The organism is Streptosporangium lutulentum, from assembly GCF_030811455.1.
Classification (GTDB): domain Bacteria; phylum Actinomycetota; class Actinomycetes; order Streptosporangiales; family Streptosporangiaceae; genus Streptosporangium; species Streptosporangium lutulentum.
In genome coordinates this window covers 8,972,201-8,997,772 of the sequence record NZ_JAUSQU010000001.1, presented here as the reverse complement: position 1 = coordinate 8,997,772, position 25,572 = coordinate 8,972,201, and the positions used below count along the sequence as shown (strand labels likewise).

General features: G+C 70.3%; 20 protein-coding genes. 8 read left to right on the top strand and 12 right to left on the bottom strand.

The features are described 5' to 3' along the window. Window positions 1-3: 3 nt before the first annotated feature. The 4 genes from J2853_RS40610 to J2853_RS40595 all read left to right on the top strand — a co-directional run bounded on the left by J2853_RS40610 (window position 4) and on the right by J2853_RS40595 (window position 6,019). Window positions 4-2,061, top strand: a complete 2,058-nt coding sequence (locus J2853_RS40610) for a UvrD-helicase domain-containing protein (RefSeq protein ID WP_307566706.1) — start codon at window positions 4-6, stop codon at window positions 2,059-2,061. A 49-nt stretch (window positions 2,062-2,110) separates the two neighbouring features. Next, on the top strand, window positions 2,111-3,958 hold the full coding sequence (locus tag J2853_RS40605; protein WP_307566704.1) for a sigma factor-like helix-turn-helix DNA-binding protein: 1,848 nt from the start codon (window positions 2,111-2,113) through the stop codon (window positions 3,956-3,958). An 89-nt stretch (window positions 3,959-4,047) separates the two neighbouring features. After that, window positions 4,048-5,439 (top strand): cysteine--tRNA ligase, encoded by a 1,392-nt coding sequence (cysS, locus tag J2853_RS40600; RefSeq protein ID WP_307566702.1) that lies wholly within the window; start codon window positions 4,048-4,050, stop codon window positions 5,437-5,439. 103 nt (window positions 5,440-5,542) lie between these two features. After that, window positions 5,543-6,019, top strand: a complete 477-nt coding sequence (locus tag J2853_RS40595) for a GNAT family N-acetyltransferase (RefSeq protein ID WP_307566700.1) — start codon at window positions 5,543-5,545, stop codon at window positions 6,017-6,019. A gap of 53 nt (window positions 6,020-6,072) precedes the next feature. Here J2853_RS40595 and J2853_RS40590 read toward each other — a convergent pair whose 3' ends face one another. Continuing rightward, window positions 6,073-6,645 carry a peroxiredoxin gene (locus J2853_RS40590; protein ID WP_307566698.1) on the bottom strand — a complete coding sequence of 191 codons (573 nt, stop codon included), beginning with the start codon at window positions 6,643-6,645 and terminating at the stop codon, window positions 6,073-6,075. Between the two features lie 359 nt (window positions 6,646-7,004). Here J2853_RS40590 and J2853_RS40585 point away from each other — a divergent pair, with 359 nt between their 5' ends. Beyond that, window positions 7,005-9,668 carry a penicillin acylase family protein gene (locus tag J2853_RS40585; protein ID WP_307566696.1) on the top strand — a complete coding sequence of 888 codons (2,664 nt, stop codon included), beginning with the start codon at window positions 7,005-7,007 and terminating at the stop codon, window positions 9,666-9,668. A gap of 122 nt (window positions 9,669-9,790) precedes the next feature. Here the strand turns inward: J2853_RS40585 and J2853_RS40580 are convergent, their stop codons facing one another. From J2853_RS40580 to J2853_RS40565, 4 genes are all read right to left on the bottom strand, one after another. Beyond that, on the bottom strand, window positions 9,791-10,219 hold the full coding sequence (locus J2853_RS40580) for a hypothetical protein (RefSeq protein WP_307566694.1): 429 nt from the start codon (window positions 10,217-10,219) through the stop codon (window positions 9,791-9,793). Between the two features lie 88 nt (window positions 10,220-10,307). Further along, complete coding sequence (locus J2853_RS40575) at window positions 10,308-10,751, bottom strand: DUF6113 family protein (protein WP_307566692.1); 444 nt, start codon at window positions 10,749-10,751, stop codon at window positions 10,308-10,310. Between the two features lie 10 nt (window positions 10,752-10,761). Continuing rightward, entirely contained in the window at window positions 10,762-11,667 is a 906-nt protein-coding gene (gene mshB, locus J2853_RS40570) for an N-acetyl-1-D-myo-inositol-2-amino-2-deoxy-alpha-D-glucopyranoside deacetylase (RefSeq protein WP_307566690.1), read from the bottom strand. Then, the gene (locus J2853_RS40565) at window positions 11,664-13,112 is read right to left on the bottom strand and encodes a glycosyltransferase family 39 protein (protein ID WP_307566688.1); all 1,449 of its coding nucleotides are present in this window, start codon (window positions 13,110-13,112) and stop codon (window positions 11,664-11,666) included. The genes mshB and J2853_RS40565 overlap by 4 nt, the downstream gene beginning before the upstream one ends. An 86-nt stretch (window positions 13,113-13,198) precedes the next feature. Between J2853_RS40565 and J2853_RS40560 the strand changes: the two genes are divergently transcribed. Then, complete coding sequence (locus tag J2853_RS40560) at window positions 13,199-15,259, top strand: prolyl oligopeptidase family serine peptidase (RefSeq protein WP_307566687.1); 2,061 nt, start codon at window positions 13,199-13,201, stop codon at window positions 15,257-15,259. Window positions 15,260-15,402: 143 nt separating this feature from the next. Here J2853_RS40560 and J2853_RS40555 read toward each other — a convergent pair whose 3' ends face one another. From J2853_RS40555 to J2853_RS40545, 3 genes are all read right to left on the bottom strand, one after another. Then, on the bottom strand, window positions 15,403-16,431 hold the full coding sequence (locus J2853_RS40555; protein WP_307566685.1) for a hypothetical protein: 1,029 nt from the start codon (window positions 16,429-16,431) through the stop codon (window positions 15,403-15,405). Between the two features lie 159 nt (window positions 16,432-16,590). Beyond that, on the bottom strand, window positions 16,591-18,336 hold the full coding sequence (locus tag J2853_RS40550) for an ABC transporter ATP-binding protein (RefSeq protein WP_307566684.1): 1,746 nt from the start codon (window positions 18,334-18,336) through the stop codon (window positions 16,591-16,593). A gap of 58 nt (window positions 18,337-18,394) precedes the next feature. Next, window positions 18,395-20,017: an ABC transporter ATP-binding protein gene (locus J2853_RS40545; RefSeq protein ID WP_307566683.1), complete on the bottom strand. Its 1,623-nt coding sequence runs from the start codon at window positions 20,015-20,017 to the stop codon at window positions 18,395-18,397. A gap of 168 nt (window positions 20,018-20,185) precedes the next feature. On the opposite strand from J2853_RS40545, the gene J2853_RS40540 reads away from it, so the two are divergent. Continuing rightward, entirely contained in the window at window positions 20,186-20,419 is a 234-nt protein-coding gene (locus tag J2853_RS40540; protein WP_307566681.1) for an RNA polymerase subunit sigma-70, read from the top strand. Window positions 20,420-20,421: 2 nt separating this feature from the next. Then, window positions 20,422-20,982 carry a Clp protease N-terminal domain-containing protein gene (locus J2853_RS40535; RefSeq protein WP_307566679.1) on the top strand — a complete coding sequence of 187 codons (561 nt, stop codon included), beginning with the start codon at window positions 20,422-20,424 and terminating at the stop codon, window positions 20,980-20,982. A 302-nt stretch (window positions 20,983-21,284) separates the two neighbouring features. On the opposite strand, the gene J2853_RS40530 is transcribed toward J2853_RS40535, so the two are convergent. The 4 genes from J2853_RS40530 to J2853_RS40515 all read right to left on the bottom strand — a co-directional run bounded on the left by J2853_RS40530 (window position 21,285) and on the right by J2853_RS40515 (window position 25,490). Further along, window positions 21,285-21,710 carry a hypothetical protein gene (locus J2853_RS40530; RefSeq protein ID WP_307566677.1) on the bottom strand — a complete coding sequence of 142 codons (426 nt, stop codon included), beginning with the start codon at window positions 21,708-21,710 and terminating at the stop codon, window positions 21,285-21,287. A 235-nt stretch (window positions 21,711-21,945) separates the two neighbouring features. Next, the gene (locus J2853_RS40525) at window positions 21,946-22,683 is read right to left on the bottom strand and encodes a succinate dehydrogenase/fumarate reductase iron-sulfur subunit (protein WP_307566676.1); all 738 of its coding nucleotides are present in this window, start codon (window positions 22,681-22,683) and stop codon (window positions 21,946-21,948) included. Continuing rightward, window positions 22,680-24,608, bottom strand: coding sequence for a fumarate reductase/succinate dehydrogenase flavoprotein subunit (locus J2853_RS40520; protein ID WP_307566674.1), 1,929 nt, complete (start codon window positions 24,606-24,608; stop codon window positions 22,680-22,682). The genes J2853_RS40525 and J2853_RS40520 overlap by 4 nt, the downstream gene beginning before the upstream one ends. Window positions 24,609-24,725: 117 nt before the next feature. Continuing rightward, window positions 24,726-25,490, bottom strand: coding sequence for a succinate dehydrogenase cytochrome b subunit (locus tag J2853_RS40515; protein ID WP_307566672.1), 765 nt, complete (start codon window positions 25,488-25,490; stop codon window positions 24,726-24,728). Between the last annotated feature and the right edge of the window lie 82 nt (window positions 25,491-25,572).

The window sequence follows — 25,572 nt, the reverse complement described above, 5'->3', positions numbered from 1 at the left end:
CCCATGCCCCGTCTCGCGATCTCCCCGGAGTTCCCCGTAGAGCTCAGCGCCCTGGCCCAGCCCGTGCGCCGGGACGTCGTGGTCGCGGCGCGGCGTTTCCTGCAGAACGTGGCGGGCGCGCCGTACCCGGAGCGGGTCAGAGGGGCCAGGGACCCCCGGGTCGCCACGCTGAGGCTGGCCGACCGCCACCGGGGCGTCGTGGTCAAGCAGCGAGACGTCTACTGGCTGCTGACCGTGCTTCCCGACGCCGAGGCGTGGGCCTACGCCCAGCGCCACCGGTTCGGGGTCAACACCGCGCTGGGCGTGGTCGAGATGTGGGACGCCGTGGCGCTGGACCGGGTACGGCCCGCGATCCGCAGGTCGGCCGAGGCCTCCCCGACGCGCCTGTTCGCGGACATCTGCGACACCGACCTGGCCGAGCTCGGCGTCGACAACAGGTTCCTGCCGCTGGTGAGACAGATCACCGACCAGCTCACCCTGGAGGCTCTGGAGCCGTTGCTGCCTCCGACGCAGTACGAACCGCTGGCCGCGCTGGCCAGGGGCGAGTCGATGACCGGGGCCTGGCGGGAGCTGGAGAACTGCCGCGCCCTCGCCCCGGACCCGGAGCCGATCAACCTTGAGGACTTCGGCGCCGCTCTGCGGCGCAGCCCGGATCGCGCCGTCTTCACCGACTCCCCTCGCGAGCTGAACCGGGTGCTCGACGCGCCGGACTGGTGCGTGTTCCTGCACCCGCCGCAGCACCGGATGGCCTACTGGGAGTCCTACCGGCAGCCGACCCTGGTCACCGGCGGCGCGGGCACCGGCAAGACGCTCGTCGCCCTGCACAGGTCCGCCCACCTCGCCAGGCGCGGCACCGGGCAGATCCTGCTGGTCACCTTCTCCCAGAAGCTGAGCGCCGAACTCGCCGCCAGGCTCGACCTGCTGATCGAGGACGAGGTGACACGCAAACGGGTCGAGGTCGGCAACGTGGACCGGCTGGCCCACCGCATCGTCTCGGAGGCCGAGGGACGGCCGCCCTCCCTGGTCGGCGCCACGGAACTGGTCGCGCTCTGGGAGGAGACCGGGACCGGCCACAGCCCGGCGTTCCTGCTGCGGGAGTGGGAACAGGTGGTGCTGGCGCAGAACCTCCAGACCCTGGAGGAGTATCTGAGCGCGCCCCGCCCCGGTCGCAGCGTCGGGCTCACGGACGAGGAGCGGACCGCCGTCTGGCGAGCCATCGATCACGTCACCGAGCAGTTGCGGGAGCGCGGCAAGCGGACCCTGCTCCAGCTGGCCTCGGAGGCGTCCGTGCTGCTCGGTCAGACGACCGGGGACCTCCTTGAGGAGACGGAGCCGAAGCGGGAGCCGTACCGGCACATCGTGGTGGACGAGGCGCAGGACCTGCACCCCGCGCAGTGGCGGCTGCTCCGCGCGGCGGTGCCGCACGCCCGCGACGACCTGTTCATCGTGGGCGACCCGCACCAGCGCATCTTCGACACGCGGGTCTCCCTGGGCGCGGTCGGGATCGACGCGATTCAGCAACGACTTCAAGTGTCATACCGGCTTCCGCAGGAGATCCTGTCCTGGGGGGTACGACTACGCGGAGGCGGGCCCGCCGACGGGCTCGTGAGCGGAGTGCAGGAGCTGTACGGTTTGCGCGCCACACGGCACGGGCCTCGTCCGATGGTCCGCGCCTACGACTCACCGGAGGGCGAGCTGACAGGTCTGATCACACAAGTGGGACAGTGGGTGCGGGAAGGCGTACCGCCCCAGGAGATCGCGGTCGCCGCCAGGACGGCCGGCCTCGTGCGCAATGCCCGAGCCGCTCTTCGCGAGCTGGGAGTACGGGTGACGACGTTGCACGGTATGAAGGGGCTGGAGTTCCGGCGTGTCGCCGTGATCGGCGTGACCGACGGGATCGTGCCCGACCCCGACGCGCTCACCCCCGTCCGGGAGGACCCGGCGGCCAGGGCACACGACCTCCAGCGCGAGCGCGGCCTGCTCTACGTGGCCTGCACCCGGGCCAGAGAACTGCTTTACGTGTCCCACTCCGGGCGAGCCAGTCCCTTCCTTCCCACCTGATCACATACTCTGAACTGCGGATATATTCCCCTTTGCCGGTTGGACCTCAATGAACCTCAGCCTGAGCGACATCGCGCCACCCCTGCGCTGGACCTCTCCCGGCCAGGTAGCGCCGATCGCAACCGACCCCCGTCTCCCCGAGGCGTGGTGGCAGGCGCTTCCACTCGACCGGGCCTGCACCACCATCGGGACCTCCGAGGTCGCCGGACGCCTGACAGACCTTGCCCTGACGTGCTGGGGATATCTGATGCTCGGTGACGTCCTGCCCGTACTCAGGTTCGCCGACCCCGCTTCGAGCGTCCGCACGCCCGAGGGGCTCGGCCGCGAGACGGTGCACAAACTGTTCACCGACGTGCTGGAACGACTCCTTGAACCGGTCACCGAGGAGAGCGTCGCCACGGTGCGTCCCTCCCGTCCCGACCGGCCGTTGCCCGAGCTGATCGACGAGCTCTTCGCCACGTTGGACGAACGGCAGCGGGCCATCGCCAGGGACCGGCTCTACGCCTCCCAGCGGGCCACACTCGACGACCTGGCCCAGCGGTTCTCGGTGACCAGGGAACGCATCCGGCAGATCGAGCGCGACCTGCGCGACCACGTCGAGGTCTGGCTGGGCAGTGAGGACGCGGCACCGCTGATCGCCCACGTCTCCTGGCTGCGGGGCCGGTTGGGCTCCGCCGTACCGGCCGACGACCTGGCCGCCGCGGTGCCGTGGCACCGCGCCGAGCTGGCCACCCTGGGCATCCCCTCCTGGCGGTTCGTGCGGACCCTGCTGAGCGGCTACGACCAGGTGGACGGCTGGCTGGTCGCCGGCGGCGCCGACGAGCTCAGGGAGAAGACCCGGCAGTTGTTCACCGACGGGCCGCGCCCCCTGGACGAGGCCGTCACGATGGTCAGCCAGCTCGGCATCCGCGAGGACGTGGCCGAGCGGTGGCTGATCGCCGTACCCCAGCTGAGGGTGCTGGAGGACCACGTGGTGCCGTGGCCGCGCAGCGTCAACGACAAGGCCCAGGCCGTGCTCGCGGTGGCCGGGAACCCGCTGACGCCCGAGGAGATCCAGGAGCGCATCGGCGAGGACTACAGCCTCGTCGGCATCCGCAACCAGCTCACCGCCGACGACCGGTTCCTGCGGGTCGACCGGAACAAGTACGGGCTGTCCCGCTGGGGCGGCGAGCAGTATCTGGGCATCCGGGAGATGATCGTCCGGGAGATCGAGCGGTCCAGCGGCGAGGCGTCGGTCAACACGATCGTCACAAACCTGACCGCCCGCTACGACGTGAGCGAGAGCTCGGTCCGCGCCTACGCGGGCGGGCCCGGCTTCGAACGCACCCAGCGCGGGTGGATCCGGGTGGCCGGCGCCGAACAGGCCGACTACCACCCGCGCCGCGACGTCTCCTCGACCCGCCGCTGCTTCCGCAGCCGCGACGGGCGCTGGTGGCACCGGGTGGACGTCAACGCCGAGCACCTGCGCGGCTCGGGCTCTCCCCTGCCGACCGGCTTCGCGGCGCACCTCGGCATGGCCCCCGGCGGGCAGCTGACCGCCTCCACCCCCTCCGGGGACGTGGTGATCAGCTGGCACAACCAGCCGACCATGGGTTCCATCCGCCCGGTCCTGATCGCCGCCAACGCCGCGGAGGGCGACCACGTCTTCCTGACGGTGTCCGACGGCGGCGAGCTGCTGACCCGCTACCTTCCCGCCGCGTCCCCCGCCCTTCCCGCCCTGAACCGGGCCCTGCACCTGATCGGCTACACCGCCCCGGTCGCCTCGGAGGCCGAGGGCATCCGCCTGATCGGCGCCCGCATCGGCCTGTCCGACGGCTGCACCCGCGAGGAGGTCATCACCCGCCTTCGCGATCGCGGCGACCGGGAGATCCTGGTCTTCCTGGAGGGACCCGCCTGACGAGGGAAGGCACCCGCGCGGAGAACCACCTGAGGAGAACCGGAGGGCGGCACCCGAAAAGGACCGCCCGAGGAGAATAGGCTCGGGACATGCTGCGCCTGTATGACACGCGGAATCGCCAGGTTCGACAGATCGTCCCCGAGGGGACCCGGTCACTGCGGATGTACACCTGCGGCCCGACCGTCTACAGGTACGCCCACGTGGGCAACCTCCGCTCGTACCTGCTGTCGGACCTGATCAGACGGGTCAGCGAGCGGCAACGGGTCCGGGTGGTCGTCTGCCGCAACATCACCGACGTCGGTCACCTGGTGGACGACAACGAGATCGACCCGGCCGGCGAGGACAAGGTCCTGGCCCAGGCGCGGGCTGAGGGCCGGACCGCGCTGGAGATCGCCCGGTTCTACGAGGACGCCTTCCTCGCGGACGCGGCCGCGCTCAACATGCGCCCGCCCGAGCACTCCCCCAGGGCCAGCGAGACGATGGACTCGACGATCGCGCTGATCGCCAGGCTGATCCAGAAGGGACACGCCTACACGGTCCCCGACGGGTCGGTCTTCTTCGACGCGGCCTCCTTCCCGACCTACGGCGAGATCTCGGGCAACCGGCTCGACCGGCTGAAGCCCGGCCACCGCGTCGAAGGCGTCGACCCCCGCAAGCGGTTCCACGCCGACTGGGCCCTGTGGAAGCCCTCGGACCGGGAGCTGACCTGGGACACCCCGTGGGGCCGGGGCTTCCCCGGCTGGCACATCGAGTGCTCGGCGATGGCGCTGCGGTTCCTCGGTGAGCACATCGACCTGCACACCGGCGGGATCGACCTGCGCTTCCCGCACCACGAGGACGAGCGCGCCCAGTCCGACGCCGTCACCGGGCACGAGGTGGTGAGGCACTGGGTCCACGGCGAGCACCTGCTCTTCGACGGGCGCAAGATGTCCAAGTCCACCGGCAACGTGGTCCTGCTCCGGGACGTGACCGACGCGGGCCTGGATCCGCTGGCCGTACGGCTGGCGTTCATGGAACATCGCTACCGCCAGCAGATGAACCTCACCTGGGACACCCTCCGGGCCGCCGACAAGACCCTGCGGCGCTGGCGTTCCCGCGTCGCCGAGTGGTCGGAGTTCCCGAGCCGCCCGATGCCCGCCGACCGGATCTCCGGGATCGAGGCCGCCTTCGACGACGACCTCGACACCCCCCTCGCCCTGCGCCTCCTCCGCGAGCTGGAACGCGACGACTCGGTCGCCCCCGGATCCCGGCTTGAGTCCTTCCTTCACCTCGACCAGATCCTCGGTCTGGACCTCTCCCTCGACATCGGCAGATCGAGGAGCCTTCCCGCGGGCGCCGCCGAACTGCTGGAGCAGCGCGGGCGGGCGCGCGAGGCCGGAGACTGGCCCACCGCCGACCGTCTCCGCGGCGATCTGGCCGCCCTCGGCGTGAAGGTCGCCGACACCCCCGAGGGCCAGACCTGGTCCGACGTCTGGGACTAGACCTGGCGGTGACCTTGTCGATCCAGCATGGAATGGTCATGTTTCCGCAGGCCGTGGTAGCAGATCGCGTCTAATGTCGGTGGCGGCCGATAGCGTCCTGATCATGAGCGAGAACGGCGTTGTCGTCCGGCCTGCCACCGTTGCGGACCTCAATGGGATCGTGGCCTGCTCCTCCGCGCTGTTCGCGGAGGACGCCGGAACCCACGACCTCACCTTGAATCTGAACTGGCCCGCGGAGCACGGCCTGACCCGGTTCTCGAAGGCTCTGAGCGACCCGGACCGCCTGATGCTGGTCGCCGACGACGGCGGCCGGATCGTGGGCCACCTGACCGGCACGCTGTTCGGGCCCACCACGATGCGTCCGGTCGTGGTGGCGACGCTGGGCAGCATCTACGTGCGGCCCACGTATCGCGGCCGGAAGGTCGGCGTCAACCTGGTGGAGGAGTTCAGGGCATGGGCCCGCCACCACGGAGCGCAGTACGCCGGGGTGACGGCGTACGCCGGCAACGAGGCGGCCGTGCGCTTCTACGAGCGCAACGGCTTCTCCATGCGGTCCGTGGTCCTGGAGACGTCGTTGTGATCACGGCGCCGGCCGGTGGGGGGCCGGAAGGGCATCGGCCGCCTCGCTCGCGGTCAGCGGTCGGCGGCGTTCTCCCGTAGCCAGGTCAGGACCTGCTGAGCGTGCTCGTTCGGCGGGAAGATCGGGTAGAAGACGTGCTCGATCACACCGTCACGGATGATCAGCGTGAGCCGTTTGTACAGCGTCATCCCGTCCGCCTCGAACGTCGGCAGGTCCAGCTCGCCGGCCAGGCGCAACCTGGGGTCGGCGAGCATCGAGAACGGCAGATGGAGCCGCTCGACGACCTCACGCTGGTATTCGCCGTCCTGGCTGGACAGGCCGAACACCCGGGCCGCACCGGCGGCCGTCAACTCCCTGTGATGGTCACGGAAGTCGCACGCCTCGGCGGTGCAGCCGCGCGCTCCGGGGATGGCGTTCCATCCCCGCGGCAGGTCGGCGTCCGGGCGGCCGGTCAGCGGATAGACGTAGATCACTGAACGACCCGGGCCCAGCGCGTCGAGGACGACCGTCTCACCCCCCGTGCCCGGCAGTTCGACGTGGGGCGCACGGCGGCCCGGCAGGTGGTCCGCCGCCCCGTCGTTCTCGGGCACGGGCAGGTCGGCGGGAAGTTCGTGCAGGTTGCTCATGGGTTTTCCTTCGTCAATGGCCCCTCGGGCATCGCCGTCGCGATGGACGACGCCCCGTTTCCAGGTCTGCGTTTCCAGGTCTGCCTGATTCGACGGTAGGCCGTTCTCGAATGACCGTGACGGAGACCCCGCCGGTTGCCGCTCCCCGCAGCCCGAAGATCACTGCTGCGGGGTCCCGGCACGGCGGCCGGACAACGCACTGACACGGTGCCGCGGGCGTCGAGCAGGTCAGCGTACGGGAGCCCCGTACATCACGTTTTCGCCGAATGCGAGTACGGTGTCGGGGCCCGAGGGTGCTGCCAAACTTGCTGGGACATATCGCGTAGGAGGTTTTTGTGAGGTTTCGGCCGTATGCCTGGATGCCCCGACCACTCAAATGGCTCTCACGAGTGCTCACCGTTGTGGTGGTGTTCGGACTGATCCTCGCGGGGGTCGGCGTGTGGACCGTGCGAGCGTCTTTTCCCCAGCTCGGGGGCGAACTCAAGGTGAACGGCCTTACCGGAAAAGTAACTGTATATCGTGACAAAACAGGAATTCCGCATATCTATGCGGACTCCCCCAACGACTTGTTCCTCGCCCAAGGTTATGTGCACGCTCAGGACCGGTTCTTTGAGATGGACTTCCGGCGCCACGTGACGGCCGGTCGGTTGTCGGAGATGTTCGGCTCGGCGACGCTGGCCGAGGACAAGGTCATCCGCACCATGGGCTGGCGGAAGATCGCCGAGGAAGAACTGCCCATGCTCGGCGAGCAGACCCGGCTCTACCTGGACGCCTATGCCAAGGGCGTCAACGCGTGGATGGGGCAGAACGAGGGCTTCGCGAGCAAGGGCCTTGAATACACGATCCTGCAGTTCACCAGCTCCGGCTACGAGCCCGAGCCGTGGACCCCCGTCGACTCGATCGCCTGGCTCAAGGCCATGGCATGGGACCTGCGCTCCAACATGGCGGACGAGATCGGCCGGGCGCTCGCGGCGAGCAAGCTGCCGCGCGAACGGGTGGAGCAGCTCTGGCCCGGCTATCCCTTCGACACCCACCAGCCGATCGTCACCCGAGGCGCGGTCACCGACCGCGGATTCGACCAGACCGCGCAGCCCGAAAGAGGCAACGCGAACGCGAACGGAAACGCGAACACGGGCACGGGCACCGGCACCGGCACCGGCACCGGCACCGGCACCGGCACAGATGCGGGCACGGGCACGGGCGCAGGTACCACCGGCACGGGCACCGGTACGAACGCGAGCGCGGATACGGGCGCGGACGTGGGCGCGCTGACCAGGGCGGCCGAGGCCCTGCGCGCGGTGCCGAGCCTGATGGGCGACCCCGAGGACGGCAGCGGCATCGGCTCGAACTCGTGGGTGGTCGGCGGCAAGTACACCGAGTCGGGCAAACCGCTGCTCGCCAACGACCCTCACCTGTCGGCCGGCATGCCCTCGGTCTGGTACCAGACCGGACTGCACTGCCGCGCCAAGAGCGCCAAGTGCCCGTTCGACGTCACCGGATTCACCTTCTCCGGCGTGCCAGGCGTGGTCATCGGCCACAACGACAAGATCTCCTGGGGCTTCACCAACCTCGCCCCCGACGTCACCGACCTGTACCTGGAACGGCTGAGGGACGACTCCTACCTGTTCATGGGCAACTGGAAGCCGCTCGTCACCAGGATCGAGTCCATCAAGGTGGCCGGGAGCGAACCGGTCGAGCTCAAGGTCAGCGAGACCATGCACGGGCCGATCATCTCCGACGTCATGGCGGACGTGAAGGACACGCTTCCGGGCGCGGCCAAGATCTTCGGCGAGGAGGCCGACGCGGTCGCGCTCAAGTGGACGGCGCTGGAACCGGGCAGAACCGCTGACGCGATCTTCGCGCTCAACACCGCGCAGGACTGGCCCCAGTTCCGGGCGGCGGCGAGCAGATTCGACGTCCCCGCGCAGAACCTGATCTACGCCGACACCGAGGGCAACATCGGCTACCAGGCCCCCGGCAGAATCCCGGTGCGGAGCCGGGGCGACGGCACCTGGCCGGTGCCGGGCTGGACCGGCGAGTACTCCTGGCAGGACACGATCCCCTTCGACGAGCTGCCCAGCGTCTACAACCCTCCGGAGGGCTACATCGTGACCGCCAACAACGCGGTCATCGACCCCAGGCGCTACCCACACATGCTCACCAAGGACTGGTCGCACGGTTACCGGTCCCAGCGCATCCTGGACCGTCTCCAGGACGAGCTGAAGAAGGGCAAGGTGAACGCCGCGACGATGAGCGCGATGCAGCAGGACACCCGGAACGACTTCGCCCCCGTCCTGGTGTCCAAGCTGATGGACGTCAAGGTCGCCGGGCCCACCGAGGACGCCCGCGAGCTTCTGCGCGACTGGGACGGCTCTCAGGGCACGGAGTCGGGCCCCGCGGCGTACTTCAACGCCGTCTGGCGGCACCTGCTCATCGAGACGTTCAACGACGACCTTCCGGAGGGCGCCCGGCCCACCGGCGGCGACCGCTGGTTCGAGGTGGTCCGCACGATGCTGGACAGCTCCGACGACGCGTTCTGGGACGACACGCGGACCTCGGGCAAGGAGACCCGCGACGACATGCTGCGGCGGGCCATGGCCGCGGCCTACGACGAGCTGAGCGCCCGCCTCGGCCCGGACGTCAAGGCCTGGCGCTGGGGCGACCTGCACACGCTGAAGCTCGTCAACCAGAGTTTCGGCACCTCGGGGATCGCCCCGGTCGAGTGGCTGTTCAACCGGGGCCCGTTCCCGGTGGGCGGCGGCAAGGACGCGGTCAACGCCACGAGCTGGAACGTCCAGCAGGACTACACGGCGACCTCGCTGCCGTCCATGCGGATGATCGTGGACCTCGCGAACCCGGACAGGTCCCAGTGGATCAACCTGACCGGAGCCTCCGGTCACGCCTTCCACGACAACTACTGGGACCAGGCGCCGCTGTGGGCGAGTGGGAAGACCACCCCGATGCTCGCCCGCGAGGAGTCGATCAAAAAGGCGGCCACCCACACCCTGACCCTCACGCCGTGAGGGCTCCGGCCGGCCGCTGACGGCACGACGAGCGAGAGCCCCGTCCCCTCACACCCCGAGAGGACGGGGCTCTTTCGTGGAGACCCACGGGTTCGCGCGGCCGGCGGCCGATCAGCCCGTCCCTACCGGGGAGTTCTCGCCCGGCGCCACCACGGCGACCGGCGGGAGTAGTTCCCGTCCTCCAGGTTCGCCAGCCGCTCGAAGACATTCCACGAGCCCGGGTTCCCGCAGATCAGCACGGAGGCGGCCGCCGCGAGGAGATAGAGCGGCAGCATCGGCAGGCCCACGCAGAGCATGTACTGGGAGGCGTGCCGAGCCTCGTGATCGAGCAGACACCCGGTGAGGTAGCCCTCCCCGTGCTTGGTCAGCACCACGTTGCCCACGGTGAACGCCCCGGCGATCGGGAACCGGATGCGGTAGCCGTACGCCAGGATCAACCCGTCGGGCCCCGCCGTCACCCGGGCGCGGCCGAGGCGCGCCACCAGCAGCCCCAGCGGCGTGGACAGGTTCGCGTAGTTGAGGGTCCGCCGTACTCGATGCGCCCGCTGCATACCGCAGATTGTGCGCTCACCGGTCGCTCCGCGCCAACGCCCCCGCCTGTCCGCTCCGCCCTCACCCGGCCGGGACGCTCCTCCGCGACTAGAGCGAACGCGGTTCGGCCGGGCGGGGGCCGTACGAGTGCGGGGTGAGCAGCCACGACCTGCTCGCCGAGGGCGAGAGCAGCACGCCCGTCAGGATCGCGGCAAGGCCGCCGTAGAGGTAGACGTAGCCGGACAGGTCATTGGCGATGATCAGGTCGCCCTCCGGGCGGCTGGTGAGCCAGATCACCGTGATCACCATCCAGCCCGCCGCGGGCGCCAGGGCGGCCAGCTTCCCGCCCATCATCCGGCCCGCGCCGTAACAGACCGCGAACAGCACGGCGACCCAGGCGACGGCCGAGACCGGGACCGGCCGGATGTACCACGAGTGCTGGAACCCGCCGAGAACGCCCATCAGGAGCCCGAGCATGACGAGCACCGCGTACGCCGCGACGGTGACCGCCGTCGCTGAGGGTTTCTCCACTTCTGGGACCTGCTCCGTCACAGCATTGAGGCTAGTCGATACCGGCGAAGAGGTCGTCTTCGCGGTCGTGGGGCTCGCCGAGCCCGCCCGTCTCGAACGGCGCTCCCTGACCGGCGGGACCCGGCGCCCCGGCGTGGAGGATGAAGTGCTCCACCCCGAACGCCTCCTGGCCGACGTTGTTGGACAGGGCGAACCAGGGCGCGCTCACACTGATCTGGGTGGCGTGCGCCCGCATCGCGTCGAGTTTGTCGCCGACGTGGGCACGGCCGTCGATCTCGGTGGTGACGTCCCGGTCCGCGCAGCCGTACGGCAGGTCGTCGACCGCCTCGACGAGGAACGGGACGTCGCTCTCGCGCATCGTCTCCTCGGCCCTGCGCATCACCGACGTGGGCATGGCCGTGAGGTAGAACTTGGCGATCCGCCACGGTTCGCCCTCGCCGAACGCCGGGTCCGCGGCCAGCTCGAAGGCCCGCCGGGAGACGCGGTGGGCCTGGATGTGGTCGGGATGGCCGTAGAAGCCGTTCTCGTCATAGGTGACGAGAACCTGGGGCCGCACCTCACGGATGATCTTCACCAGCTCCCCCGCGGCCTCGTCCAGGTCGGCCTGCCAGAAGGCGGTGTCGCGGTGGTTGGAGGCGGCGCCCATCATCCCGGAGTCACGCCAGCGGCCGGGACCGCCCAGGAAACGATGGTCGGTGACGCCGAGTGCCTTGCACGCGGCGGCGAGCTCCTCGACGCGGTGCTCGCCCAGCGCGTCGTCCCGGTCGGCGGCCAGGTGGGCCAGCTCGGGAGGGATGACCTCGCCCTCCTCGCCGAGCGTGCAGGTGACGAGCACGACGTGAGCCCCCTCCGCGGCGTATTTGGCCATGGTGGCTCCGCTGCCGATCGTCTCGTCGTCGGGGTGCGCGTGCACGAGCATCAGGCGCCGTTCAGTCATGGGGTCGAGGGTATCGGCGGCCTGGTGTACAGCGTGAGACGGATCGACCCGAACGCCCGTGCCGGTCCCCTGCGGAACTCCCCGCTCAGCTCCTCAAGCCTCGGGTCGTTCTCCCATTCGGTGCCGCGCAGGCGGGGCGAGAGCAGCCAGACCCGGGTGGAGCGGGGGCCGGGCTCCACCAGCCTGCGGTACGGCTCGCCGTACGCGGCGACGAACAGCCGGTGGTTCGCCGGAACGTAGAGCACCGCGTCCCCCGGCCGCTGCTCGGCGCCCAGCACCGCCGCCAGGGTGCGCAGGTCGTCGGGGCGGGAGTCGGGCTCGCGGACGGCCAGGTGGGCGTTCACCGAGAGCGCGGCCAGGACCGCGAAGACGGCCAGGCCCACCGGAGTGCGGCGCGGCGCCGCCAGGCCCGCTCCGGCCAGCAGGGCGAGGGCGGGAACCACGAAGAAGACGTAACGCGCGTTGTAGATCGGGTAGACCTGGGAGATCGCGAACGACAGCACCACCGGGAGGATCATCCACGGGAGCGCCACCGAGGCCAGGAGCGGCCTTCCCGTCTCCTGCCTCCACGACCCGCTCGGCCCGGCGTCCGGGCTCTCCCCCGGCGGCGCGCCCGCGCCGGGACCCGCCGGCGAGCCGGGCCGCATCGCCCACAGGATTCCGAGCAGGACGAGCACGAGCAGCAGGCCGAGGAACAGCGCCGGAAGGGGGGTGGCGTCCCAGGCCCTCCAGCCGCCCGCGAGTTCCTGGCCGAGCTCCCTCAGCTCGGCCGGGCCGGGGACCTTGAGCCAGAAGAGCTGGTCATCGCGCTGTCCCGCCGCGACGGCCACGAGCGGCGCGATCAGCAGCCCCGCCCCTGCCACCGCGGTCAGCCACAGGACCGTCTCCGAGCGCCGCCGCAGGACGACGGTGACGGCGTGGGCGGGCAACAGGAGCAGCGCGTAGAGGTGGAACCAGCCGAGCAGCGCGATCAGCAGGCCGTACCCGAGATACCGCGACCGCCGCTCGCCGAGCAGGACCCAGGTCGCCGCGACCGCCACCGCGCTGATCAGAGCGTAGCTCCGCGCCTCCTGGCCGTAGCGGCTGACCATGGGCAGCACCGTGTAGACCAGCCCGGCGAACAGACCCGCCCACGGCGTGGCCACCCTCCTCCCGAGGGCCACGATCCCGAACGTCGTCCCGGCGACCGCGAGCGCCGAGGGCAGCCGGACCGCGAGCTCCCCTCCGAAGGAGGCGAACGGCCGCAGCAGCAGGTAGTACAGCGCGTGCACCGTGTCGATCTCGCCGAACAGCGCCCACAGCTCGTCGAACGACATGGTCGCCGCCATCACGCTCACCGACTCGTCCCGCCAGAAGGACGGGACTCCGATCCTCCAGAGAACGATCACGAACGCCAGTACGGCGAGCATCCCCGGGGAACGGGCTATCCGGGCAATAAGGATCACTTGCCAAAGCTTTCCCCATCGATTCTTCCGCCGAGGGTCATCCCGGTGAATTCGATGCGCGGGCCGGGGCTGGCAAGATGGCGGGTATGAGTGACAGCTTTCCTCGTCTGCACGCCAGGACCCGCCGGTTCACGCTGGGAGTACCGCGTGGTTTCACCATCTCCCCCAGCGGCGACCGCATCGTCTTCCTCCGGACGAAGGGCGGCTCGGACCCGGTCACCTGCCTCTGGGAGTTCGACGTTCTCAGCGGCAAGGAGCGGCTGATCGTCGATCCGCGCGTCCTGTCGGTGGACGAGGAGGACCTGCCGCCCGAGGAGCGGGCGCGCCGCGAGCGCAGCCGGGAGCAGGCCGGTGGCATCGTCGGCTACAGCACCGACGCCGGGGTGACCACGGCGGTGTTCGCGCTCTCCGGCGGGCTCTACGTCGTCGACCTGAAGACCAGGTATCTGCGGCAGCTGAAGACGCCGGGGTCGGTGATCGACCCGCGGATGTCCCCCACCGGCGTCCACGTCGGCTACGTGACCGGCGGAGCGTTCCACATCCAGGACCTCGAGGACGAGGTGGACCACGCGCTGGCCCGCCCCGAGGCCCCCGGGGTCACCTACGGCCTGGCGGAGTTCGTCGCGGCCGAGGAGATGGACCGCATGCGGGGCTACTGGTGGTCTCCGTCCGGCGACGCGATCCTGGTCGAGCGGGCCGACGACTCCCCGGTCCAGAAATGGCACATCGCCGACCCGGCCAACCCCTCCCGCCCCGCCGTCGAACAGCGCTACCCCTCCGCGGGCACGGCGAACGCCGAGGTCGAGCTGTTCGTCCTGACCCTGGGCGGCGCCCGCATCCCCGTTCCCTTCGAGGACGAATACCTGGTCAACGCCACCTGGGACGCCCACGGCCTGTCGATCGTCACCATGTCGCGCGACCAGAGGAGAATGCGCCTGCTCGACGTCGACCCGGCCACCGGCGAGTCCACGGTCGTCCGTGAGGACACCGACGCCGCGTGGGTCGACATCGCCACCGGCGTGCCCGGCCACCTGTCCGACGGCACCCTGGTCTGGGTGGCCTCCGTCGACGGCGGCCACCGCCTGATCATCGGCGACCGGCCCGTCACGCCGCCCACCCTCCAGGTCAGGGAGGTGCTCGACGTCGACGGCGACGCCGTGCTCTTCCGCGCCAGCGGCGAGCCCACCGAAATCGCCCTGTGGGCCTACAGGAACGGCCGGATCACGCTGGTCAGCCCGACCGAGGGCGGCGTCTACAACGGCCACACGGCGGGCGGCACCCTCGTGGTCATCGGCCAGACCCTCCACAGCGAGGGCCCGTCCGCGCAGGTCTCCCACAACGGCACGCCGCGGGGCCACATCGTCTCCCACGCCGAACGGCCCGGCCTGGACCTGAGGGTCTCCCTGATCCGCGCGGGCGAGCGCGACCTGTCCACCGCCGTGATCTTCCCCTCGGGACACGTGCCCGGCTCCGCGAAACTGCCGGTCCTCATGGACCCGTACGGCGGACCGCACGCCCAGCGCGTCCTCGCCGCGTCGGGCGCGTACCTGACCAGCCAGTGGTTCGCCGACCAGGGGTTCGCGGTGATCGTGGCCGACGGCCGCGGCACCCCGGGCCGCGGGCCGGAGTTCGAGCGGGCCGTCCTGCACGACCTGGCCACCCCGATCCTGGAGGACCAGGTGGACGCCCTCCACGGCGCCGCCGCGCAGTTCCCCGACGACCTGGACCTGTCCCGGGTCGGCATCCGGGGCTGGTCCTTCGGCGGGTTCCTGGCCGCCCTGGCCGTCATGCGCCGTCCCGACGTGTTCCACGCGGCCGTCGCCGGAGCCCCGGTGACCGACTGGCGCCTTTACGACACCTGCTACACCGAGCGCTACCTCGGCCAGCCCAGCGAGGGCCATTACGACGGCTCGTCCCTGTTCGCCGACGCGGAGAAGCTGGACCGTCCCCTCCTGCTGATCCACGGCCTGGCCGACGACAACGTGGTCGCCGCGCACACCCTCCGCCTGTCCTCGACCCTGCTGGCGGCGGGCCGCCCGCACAACGTCCTGCCCCTGTCCGGCGTCACCCACATGACCCCGCAGGAGGTCGTGGCCGAGAACCTGCTCCTGCTCCAGGTCGACTTCCTCAAGAAGTCCCTGATCTGAGCCGGCGGGGGACGGCGTCCTCGACCCGGAACCGGAGGGGGACGGCACCGGAGTCCCGGTGCCGTCCCCCTCGGCGCGGCGGTCCCGTCCCGCCTCGACGTCCTCGGCCGGTACGGGGCGTCTTTCCGCGTGATCGCCTTACCTCACCATCCCGCGCCCGACCGCAGCCGCTTCATCAGATGGCGCTGGAACCTGTCGTTACGGTTCGGCCCCTTGGCTCCGTGCCTTCCGCCGCCCGCCTGACCCGCGTGGTGCTTCCTGCCCGCCGCGTGCGCGCCGTTGGGACGCTGGTGGTTCCTGTCACCCGCCGCGTGCGCGCCGTTCGGACCTGAGTGGTGTCTCCTGCCCGCCGCGTGAGCGCCGTTCGGACCCGGGTGGTGCCTCCTGCCCTCCGCGTGAGCGCCACCCGGGCCGGGGTGGTTCCTCCTGCCCGCCGCGTGCGCGCCGTTCGGACCCGGGTGGTGCCTCCTGCCCTCCGCGTGAGCGCCGTTCGGACCGGGATGGTGCCTCCTGCCCTCCGCGTGAGCGCCGTTCGGACCCGGGTGATTCCTCCCGCCCGCCGCGTGCGCACCGGCCGGACCGGGGTTTCTCCTGCCCGTCGCGGGGGTGCCGTCCGGACCCGCGTTCTTCTTGCCCGCCGCGTCCGCGTCGCCCGGACCGGCGTTCTCCTTCTTGCCCGCCGCGCCCTCGCCCGCCGGACCCGGGTCTGCGTTCCCGCCTGCGGCGTTCTCCCCCGGCTTGCCCGCGTTTCCTCCCGCGCCTGCCGGATTCGCGCCTTTCTTCTTGTCGGCCGCGTCCTTGCCCGCCGCACCCACGTTTCCTGGCTTCTCGTCCCGATCGTCCTGGTCATCGTGACGACCCTGACGATCGTCGTCATCCGGATCGTCCCGACGCGCCCCTCCGGGGCCGGGGGCCGCCGTGACGGCGGAGAAGGCCGTGCCGCTGTACGACATGACGGCGGAGGGCGACGTGTCCGCCGCGGTCACCGAGCACGAGCAGGCCACGCCGGAGGTCGTGTGAGCCGACGGCCCGGCGGTGGAGGCCACGGCGACGCCCCCGTAGGAGACGACGACGGGGACGACGACGAAAGCACCCATCAGAAGCTTGCCCAGCGCCGCACGCCGGCGGAAGCCCCCGCCGCCCGCGACGGATTTGATCAATTCAGGTGACACGAAGTGACACCCCTCTCAGTTCAGCCTCGTGACTACATGCATTTGACTGACTACTGTCAGCAATTGTCACTGTAGCCGTCGAAGCCCGTTTCGAACCGCAAGGGCGCCATCGTCACAGGCGGCGCGCGAACCGGGCGCGCCGCCGCCTGGGACGCCGTCTCACTTGGCCGCGCCGTGCCAGCTACTCCACAGGGCGGCGTAGGAACCTCCGGCCGCGACGAGTTCGTCATGGGAGCCGAGCTCGCTGATCCGGCCGTTCTCGACCACCGCGACCCGGTCGGCGTCGTGCGCCGTGTAGAGACGGTGGGCGATGGCGATCACCGTACGGCCTTCGAGGACGGCCGCCAGGGATCGTTCCAGATGGCGGGCGGCCCGGGGGTCGATCAGCGAGGTGGCCTCGTCGAGGACCAGGGTGTGCGGGTCGGCCAGGACCAGCCGGGCCAGAGCGGTCTGCTGCGCCTGGGCGGCGGAGATCGACTCACCGCCGGAACCGACGACCGTGTCCAGCCCCTCGGGCAGCGCGTCGACCCACCCCCAGGCGTCCACGGCCTCCAGCGCCGCGCGGACCTGGGCCTCGTCCGCCTCGGGACGGGCGATCAGCACGTTCTCCCGCAGGGTGCCCCGGAAGATGTGGTGCTCCTGGGTCACCAGGGCGACGTGGCCGCGCAGGTCGTCCAGGGGAAGCTCGACCAGTGAGGTGCCGCCGACCGTGACCGCACCGGTGCGCGGGCCGTGGATGCCCGCGAGCAGGCGGCCCAGCGTGGACTTGCCCGCGCCGGACGGCCCCACCATGGCCAGTCGCTCCCCCGGCTCGACCACCAGGTCGATGCCGTGCAGCACGTCGTGGCCCTCCCGGTAGGCGTAGCGGACGTCGTCGGCCTCCAGCTCCTCGCCGTCGGGGACGCCGGGCCCGGGCTCGCGGTCGTCGGGCACCTCGGCGACGCCCAGCAGGCGCGCCATGGAGGCCCCGCCGACCTGGAGCTCGTCGATCCACATGAGCAGCCGGTCGAGCGGGTCGATGAGCTGCTGCACGTACAGCGTGGCCGCGGTGACCTGGGCCAGCGAGACCCAGTCCTCGATGTAGAACATGCCGCCGATGACCAGCGTCGCCACGATCGGGATCACGTAGCCCAGCTCGACCGTCGGGAACCAGACCGTGCGCAGCCCGAGGGTGTAGCGCTCGGCCGCCCAGGACCGGGAGATGTCGGTGTCGGTACGGCGGTGCCGCCGCTCCTGCAGGCCCATGGCCTCCACGGCGCGAGCGCCGCTGACCGTCTCGGCCAGTCCGTCGGTCATGTCCGCGTAGGCGGCGCTCTCCCGCAGGTATCCGTCCCTGGCCCGCTTGAGGTACCACCGGGTGGAGACCCACAGGATCGGGACGGCCAGCAGCGAGGGCAGCGCGAGGAGCGGTCCCACGAGCAGCAGGGCACCGACGGTGATCACGCAGGTGACCATCGCGATCAGCGTCTCGGGGACGGCGTGCCGTACGGTGCGCGACAGCGAGTCCACGTCCCGCGAGGTCCGGGTGATCAGGTCGCCCGATCCGGCGCGCTCGACCGTGGACAGCGGCAGGCCGAGCACCCGGCCGACGAACTCCTGGCGCAGCTCGGCGAGAACCTTCTCCCCCAGCCTGGAGGAGGCGTAGACGGCGAACCTGACCAGCACCGCCTGGGCGGCCAGGAAGCCGCCGATGCCCAGCGACACCCCGGTGACGTCGGCCCCGGTGCCTTCCTGGACCCCCTCGACGAGCCCGCCCAGCAGCCACGGAACCGCCAGGCCCGCGACGGCGGCCAGGCCGTGCAGGCCCAGCGCGACCGACAGCTCCCGGGGATACTTCAGGGTGAGCCTGCGGGCGTAGGCCCGGACCTGCGCCTGGTCGGCGACCGGCAGAATCTGCTTGCTCATGCGATCACCTCTCCTGGCGATGTGGTTTCCGGCGTGTTGGCTGATGTGCTCCGCCCGCTCACCCGTCGGCCCCGCGGGTGACGACGGCGGTGTAGGCGGGCTCGGTGTCCAGCAGTTCCCTGTGCGCACCCTGAGCGTGCACGACACCGTCCTTGACGAAGATCACGCAGTCGGTCCGATCGAGCACCAGCGGACTGGTCGTGCAGACCAGCGTGGTCCTGCCCGCACGGGCCTTGCCCAGCCGGTCGGCGATGCGCGCCTCGCTGTGCGCGTCGACGGCGCTGGTGGGCTCGATGAGGATGAGCACCTCCGGGTCGGCGGTCAGCGCCCTGGCGAGCCGGAGCCGCTGCTGCTGGCCACCGGAGAACTCCCGGCCCGCCTCCGCGACGTGGCCGTCGAGGCCGTCGGGCAGCGCCTCGACGATGTCCTCCGCGCACGCGCTGTACAGCGCGTCGGCGATGTCCTGGGCGGAGGCCTCGCCGGTGATGTCCAGTTCGTCCCTGAGCACGCCGGCGAACAGCTTGGCGTCGTTGTCGGCCACCAGGATCCGGCGGCGGACCTCGGCGATCGGCAGGGTGTTCAGCGGCACGTCGCCGAAGTCCACGTCGCCGTCGCTGTAGCGGCCGAGCCGGTCGGCGATCGCGATGGCCTCCTCGGGCACCGCCGCCACGACGGCGGTGAACACGCCGGGGCGTATCGCGACCCCGGAGGCCACGTCGCGCAGCAGGCCGCCGGCGGAGTCTCCCGAGCCGCCCCGCATCTCGGGTTCGAGGCTGAGGATCCGGATCACCCGGCGGGCGGCGACATGTCCCTTGGTCAGCTTGTCGGCCGCCTCGGTGAGCGTCCGCAGGGGAGCGATCAGGAAGGCCGCGTAACCGTAGAAGGAGACGAGCTGGCCGGTGGTGATCTGGCCCTGCACCGCGAAGCTCGCGGCGAGCCAGGTCACCCCGGCGATCAGCAGGCCCGGCAGCAGGATCTGCGCGCCCTCCAGCATCGACTCGGCCGAGGCCACCCGCACCCCCGCGTGCCGCACCTTCTGCGATTCCTCCGTGTAGCGGTCGGCGAAGACCTGCTCGCCGCCGATGCCGCGCAGCACGCGCAGGCCCGCGACGATGTCGGCGGCGCGGGTGGAGAGATCGCCCTGCAGGTCGCGATAGGCGTGCTGGCGCCTGTTCAGCGGCTTGATCAGGGGCGCGACGGCGGCGGCCATGACCGGCACGCCGATCAGCACCGTCAGGCCCAGCGGCAGGGAGGTGCTGATCATGATGATGGTCACCGTGGCGATGGCGACGATCGCGCCGATGCCCCGGAGCATGATGTCCATCGCGTTGCCGATGTGGGCGATGTCGGAGTTGCCGATGCTGACGACCTCGCCGGTGGACATGCGCTTGGGCAGGGTCGCGCCCAGCCTGGTCGACTGCCTGACCGTGACCTGGACGGTCCGGTAGGCGGCGGTCAACCAGTTGTAGACCGCCATCCGGTGGCGGAGGGTGCCGGTGACGGCCTGGACGATCCCCAGGCCGAGCAGCGCCGCGCCCCAGGTGGTCAGGGCCGACATGTCCTTGGCGGTGATGGCGTCGATGCCCTTGCCCATGGTCGCCGGCACGAGTGCCATCGCGAGCCACCACACGACGGCGTAGGTGATACCGAGGAACAGGGGACCCGCCTGCTTGCGGGCCATCCACCGCAGGTACCGGAACGGACTTCGGGCGTCTGGAATGCCGGGATCCGCGGCAGGTAAAGAGCGCATAGCCCCACCAGGCTGGCAACTTTACCCTGATCAAGCAAACTGTTTTCTCTGGTGAGGGCGGGATTGACAGCCGCGCGACGTCAACCTATGTTGACACATATGAGCGATACGGCGCAGCTGGCCTCCGACGCCGGCAGCCGCGATCCGGCCGTCGGTCTCCGGGCCGTACGGGCGTTGCGGATGCTGGTCGACCGACTGGAGGCCCTTCAGGTGGACAACGCCAGGGAACAGGGCTGGTCCTGGCAGGAGATCGCCCACTGTCTGGAAGTCACCCGGCAAGCGGTGCACAAGAAGTACGCGGGCGGCCGGGGCCTGCTACGACGGGAGAGATAGCCATGTTCGAACGGTTCCACAAGAACGCCCGCCAGGCGGTGGTCCTCGCCCAGGGGAACGCCCAGCGACTGCACCACGACCGCATCGGCACCGAGCACATCCTCCTCGGCCTGCTCGAACAGCCGGACACCGTCTCGGCGCGCGTGCTGGGCCGGCACGGCCTCGACCACGACCGTGCCCGCCAGAGCGTCCTCCGCCTCATCCCCCGGAAACCGGGAGACGCCCTCGACGCCGACGCCCTGAAGTCGATCGGCATCGACCTGTCGGCGATCCGGGAGAAGGTCGAGGCCGCCTTCGGCCCCGGCGCCCTGGACCGCAAGCCCAGGACCGACCGGCGGGGTCACCTGCTCGTCGGACACCACATCCCCTTCAGCCCGCGGGCCAAGAAGACCCTGGAGCTGTCCCTTCGCGAGGCGGTGCACCTCAAGCACCGGCACATCGCCGACGGCCACCTCCTGCTCGGCGTCCTCCGCGAGGGCGAGGGCCTGGCCTCCCGCGTCATCGCCGACGCGGGCATCGACTCCGCGGCCCTGCGGCGGGAGATCGTCACCGAACTCGGCTGATCCCGGCTCCGCCCGCCGGAGCCGGGGCCGGCCCGTCAGCCGCCGGCCAGAGCCTCGGCCTCCGCGTGCAGTGCCTCGACGAGGACCAGCTCCAGCAGGAAGTGCTCGTCCACCAGGGCGCCGGTTGTTTCCATGACCCCTCCTCGCGGAGAAGACGTCCCGCCCGCGTCCCCGGGCTACGGCCATATCAAAAAGGGCTCGAACACCGGAGAACCCCCGCGGCGGGAATCGCGCCTCCGCCGCGACAGCGGCCCGGAACGCCTCAGCGCCGACCGGAACGCCTCAGCGCCGGCCGGAACGCCTCAGCGCCGGCCGGAACGGGCGAACCAGGCGCTTGCGCTCGCCCCGTTGAGCAGGAAGAGCGCGGCACCGGCGCAAGCACCGAGGACAAGGGGAACGAGCTGCGACGGAGCAAAGTCGATCTTGCCGTTGATTATCATGTTGAGTACCGAGATGAAGAACAGGAAAAGCGTGAAGCCGGCGGGAATGGAGATTTTCATCGACTGCCCCCGCCACGCCTGAAGCATTCCCGCGCCGGCCATGAACGCCAGGAGCAGACAGAGGGCCAGGATCGCGACCCCGAGGATCCAGAAAAGGATCATGCCGTCACCCTCCATGTTGGATGTGACGACCATCCAGGCGGGTCCGGCGGCCAGCCAGGCGAGAAAGACCGGCACCATGAGGACGACCCCGAGTACGACGCTCGTCGGGCGCTTGGCCGGCGCCACGGGGTCGAACTGCTCCTGCGACCCGGGACCTGGCATCGGGTGATTCATTCTGCCCCCTGCGACATTTAATGATCTTCTATGCCAAACGCACTATATCGGCGCGGTGATTCTGATTCCAGAAGATTCACAAACCGGGAAGGGGCCGTACTCAAGCGACGGCGACGGTAACCCGAAAGACCGCGGGCCGTACCTTCTCGCAAGAAAGTACGGCCCGCGCGACGGTGTCACCCGAAGGCTATTTGGAGGCCTTGAGGTAGTCGCGGTTCATCTGGGCGATGGTGTCCAGCGAGATGCCCTTGGGGCAGACCGCGGTGCACTCCCCGGTGTTGGTGCAGCCGCCGAAGCCCTCGGCGTCCATCTGCTCGACCATGGCCTTGGCGCGCGAGGCACGCTCGGGCTGGCCCTGCGGCAGCAGGCTGAGGTGGGTGATCTTCGCGGCGGTGAAGAGGGAGGCCGAGCCGTTCGGGCACGCGGCGACACAGGCGCCGCAGCCGATGCAGGTGGCCGCGTCGAACGCCGAGTCGGCGTCGACCTTCTTCACCGGGACGCTGTGCGCGTCGGGAGCCGATCCGGCCGGGACGGAGACGAAGCCGCCCGCCTGGATGATCCGGTCGAACGCGGAGCGGTCCACGACCAGGTCCTTCACCACCGGGAAGGGCGCCGCGCGCCACGGCTCGATGGTGATGACCGCGTTGTCCTCGAAGTGCCGCATGTGGAGCTGGCAGGTGGTGGTGGCCACCTGCTCGCCGTGGGCGACGCCGTTGATGACCATGCCGCACATGCCGCAGATGCCCTCGCGGCAGTCGTGGTCGAACGCGACCGGGTCGTCGCCCTCCAGGATGAGCCGCTCGTTGAGCACGTCGAGCATCTCCAGGAAGGACATGTCCGGGGACACGTTCTCGACCCCGTAGGTGACCATCCGGCCCTTGTCCTGGGGTCCGCTCTGACGCCAGACCTTGAGGGTGAGATTCACTTGTAGCTCCGCTGGCTCATCTTGACGTATTCGTAGTCGAGGTCTTCCTTGTGCAGGATCGGGCCCTGCTCGCCGTACTCCCAGGCCGCGACGTAGGCGAAGTGCTCGTCGTCGCGCAGGGCCTCGCCGTCGGCGTCCTGCGACTCGGCGCGGAAGTGGCCGCCGCACGACTCGGTGCGGTGCAGCGCGTCGATGCACATGAGCTCGGCCAGGTCGAAGAAGTCGGCCACCCGGCCGGCCCGCTCCAGCGCCTGGTTCAGCTCGTCGGCCTCGCCGGACACCTTCACGTTCTTCCAGAACTCCTCGCGCAGCTCCGGAATCCGCTCCAGCGCCTTGCGCAGCGACTCCTCGGTGCGCTCCATGCCGCAGTAGTCCCACATGAGCTTGCCCAGCTCACGGTGGTAGGAGTCGGCGGTACGGTCGCCGTTGTTCGACAGCAACCTGTTGATCTTGTCGCGGACCGCGACCTCCGCCTCGGCCACGGCCTCCTCGTCGACCTCCCCGTAGGGACCGTTCGCGAGGTAGTCCCCGATCGTGGTCGGGAGCACGAAGTAGCCGTCGGCGAGTCCCTGCATCAGCGCGGACGCGCCGAGGCGGTTGGCGCCGTGGTCGGAGAAGTTGGCCTCGCCGATCACGAACAGGCCGGGGATCGTGGACTGCAGGTCGTAGTCCACCCACAGGCCGCCCATCGTGTAGTGCACGGCCGGGTAGATGCGCATCGGCTGGGTGTAGGGGTCCTCGCCGGTGATGCGCTCGTACATCTCGAAGAGGTTGCCGTACTTCGCCTCCACCGCGTCGCGGCCCAGGCGCTTGATGGCGTCGGCGAAGTCGAGGTAGACGCCCAGACCGCCGGGCCCGACGCCGCGCCCCTCGTCGCAGACGTTCTTGGCGGCGCGGGAGGCGATGTCACGCGGGACCAGGTTGCCGAACGCCGGGTAGATGCGCTCCAGGTAGTAGTCGCGCTCCTCCTCGGGGATCTCCGAGGAGGGCCGGGTGTCGCCCCTCTCGACCGGCACCCACACCCGGCCGTCGTTGCGCAGCGACTCCGACATCAGGGTCAGCTTCGACTGGTAGTCGCCGCTGACGGGGATGCAGGTCGGGTGGATCTGGGTGTAGCAGGGGTTGGCGAACATCGCGCCGCGCCGGTGCGCCCGCCAGATCGCCGTGGTGTTGCAGCCCTTGGCGTTGGTGGACAGGAAGAACACGTTGCCGTAACCGCCGCTGGCCATCACGACCGCGTCGGCCAGGTGCCGCTCGATCTCACCCGTGACCATGTCGCGGACGATGACGCCGCGCGCCCGGCCGTCGGAGACGATCAGATCGAGCATCTCGTGGCGGGTGTGCATCTCCACGGTCCCGGCCGCGATCTGCCGCTCCAGCGCCTGGTAGGCGCCGAGCAGCAGTTGCTGCCCCGTCTGGCCCCGGGCGTAGAAGGTCCTGGAGACCTGCGCGCCGCCGAAGGAGCGCGTGTCGAGCAGGCCGCCGTACTCGCGGGCGAACGGCACGCCCTGGGCCACGGCCTGGTCGATGATGTTCACGCTGACCTGGGCGAGCCGGTAGACGTTGGACTCCCGGGCGCGGAAGTCGCCGCCCTTGACGGTGTCGTAGAACAGCCGGTAGATCGAGTCGCCGTCACCGCGGTAGTTCTTGGCCGCGTTGATGCCGCCCTGGGCCGCGATGGAGTGGGCGCGGCGGGGCGAGTCCTGGTAGCAGAACGACTTGACGTTGTAGCCGAGCTCGCCGAGGGTCGCGGCGGCCGAGCCGCCCGCCAGGCCGGTGCCGATGACGATGACGTTGAGCTTGCGCTTGTTGGCGGGGTTGACCAGCTTGGCGCTGAACTTGCGCTTCTCCCAGCGGTCCTCGATCGGCCCGTCGGGAGCCTTGGTGTCGCGGATCGGCTCGCCCTCGGTGTACTGCGTGATCATTTTTCGCTCAACACTCCTCGTTCGCTGCACGGAAGGCCCGCCTCGCGGCGATCGCCGCTGCGCTCATCGCGCCGGATTCGTTCACTGCGCCGGGTTCGCCCGTGTTCCGCCGTTCACTCACTTGATCACTCCGGCCAGGATCGCGACGGGCACCGCGAGGAAGCCGAGGACCATCACCACGGAGATCGCGGCGGCGGTGCCCTTCAGCGCCCGGTAGCTGCGCCCGCCCGCCAGGCCGAGCGTCTGGAAGGCGCTCCACAGTCCGTGCCGCAGGTGCAGGCCGACCATGATCACGGCGAGCGCGTAGAAGAGGGTGACCGGCCAGCGCGAGGGGGCGAAGCCCTGAACCAGCCGCTCGTACGGCGTGCCGTCCCAGCCCGCCGGGTTGACCGTGCCGAACGTGAGGTCCAGCAGGTGCCAGATCACGAACAGGACGATGACCACGCCGCCGTAGCGCATGGTGTGCACGGCGTAGCCGCTCGCCCGGGACTTGCGCTTGGCCGCGTACTTGACCGGGCGGGCCTTGCTCGCCCGGCGGGCCAGGGAGATCGCCGACCACATGTGCAGGACGATCGCCACGGTCAGGACGACCTCGACCACGGTCAGCAGGACCCGGCGGGGAAGGATCGGCTCGCCCATGGTCCGCAGGAACTCCGCGTAGGCGTTGAAGGTCTCGGCACCGAAGAAGCTCTTGAGGTTGCCGGCCATGTGGCCGATGAGGAAGAGCACCAGGATGGCGCCGGTGACCGCCATCACGGCCTTTTTCCCGTTGGTGGAGGCCAGGAACCGACCGGACTTCCTGGGCGCTGTGGTCTTGGCAGGGGTGTTTCCCCGGGGATTAACCGGCGCGGTGGCGGATCCGCGCTCAATCGTGGCAGTCACACATGTGACGCTAGGTAGGCGTCTTTATCGCGTCCAAGTCATCATGGATGTGGTTTCCATAGCCTCTGGCTATTACCTGTGC

Excerpts from the sequence above, each read along its gene's own strand:
- J2853_RS40580 (WP_307566694.1), bottom strand. The coding sequence starts at position 10,219 with ATGCAGCGGGCGCATCGAGTACGGCGGACCCTCAACTACGCGAACCTG.
- J2853_RS40520 (WP_307566674.1), bottom strand. The coding sequence starts at position 24,608 with ATGATCACGCAGTACACCGAGGGCGAGCCGATCCGCGACACCAAGGCT.
- J2853_RS40535 (WP_307566679.1), top strand. The coding sequence starts at position 20,422 with ATGTTCGAACGGTTCCACAAGAACGCCCGCCAGGCGGTGGTCCTCGCC.
- mshB (WP_307566690.1), bottom strand. The coding sequence starts at position 11,667 with ATGACTGAACGGCGCCTGATGCTCGTGCACGCGCACCCCGACGACGAG.
- J2853_RS40540 (WP_307566681.1), top strand. The coding sequence starts at position 20,186 with ATGAGCGATACGGCGCAGCTGGCCTCCGACGCCGGCAGCCGCGATCCG.
- J2853_RS40585 (WP_307566696.1), top strand. The coding sequence starts at position 7,005 with ATGCCCCGACCACTCAAATGGCTCTCACGAGTGCTCACCGTTGTGGTG.
- J2853_RS40605 (WP_307566704.1), top strand. The coding sequence starts at position 2,111 with ATGAACCTCAGCCTGAGCGACATCGCGCCACCCCTGCGCTGGACCTCT.
- J2853_RS40560 (WP_307566687.1), top strand. The coding sequence starts at position 13,199 with ATGAGTGACAGCTTTCCTCGTCTGCACGCCAGGACCCGCCGGTTCACG.
- J2853_RS40595 (WP_307566700.1), top strand. The coding sequence starts at position 5,543 with ATGAGCGAGAACGGCGTTGTCGTCCGGCCTGCCACCGTTGCGGACCTC.
- J2853_RS40610 (WP_307566706.1), top strand. The coding sequence starts at position 4 with ATGCCCCGTCTCGCGATCTCCCCGGAGTTCCCCGTAGAGCTCAGCGCC.
- cysS (WP_307566702.1), top strand. The coding sequence starts at position 4,048 with ATGCTGCGCCTGTATGACACGCGGAATCGCCAGGTTCGACAGATCGTC.
- J2853_RS40550 (WP_307566684.1), bottom strand. The coding sequence starts at position 18,336 with ATGAGCAAGCAGATTCTGCCGGTCGCCGACCAGGCGCAGGTCCGGGCC.
- J2853_RS40590 (WP_307566698.1), bottom strand. The coding sequence starts at position 6,645 with ATGAGCAACCTGCACGAACTTCCCGCCGACCTGCCCGTGCCCGAGAAC.
- J2853_RS40545 (WP_307566683.1), bottom strand. The coding sequence starts at position 20,017 with ATGGCCCGCAAGCAGGCGGGTCCCCTGTTCCTCGGTATCACCTACGCC.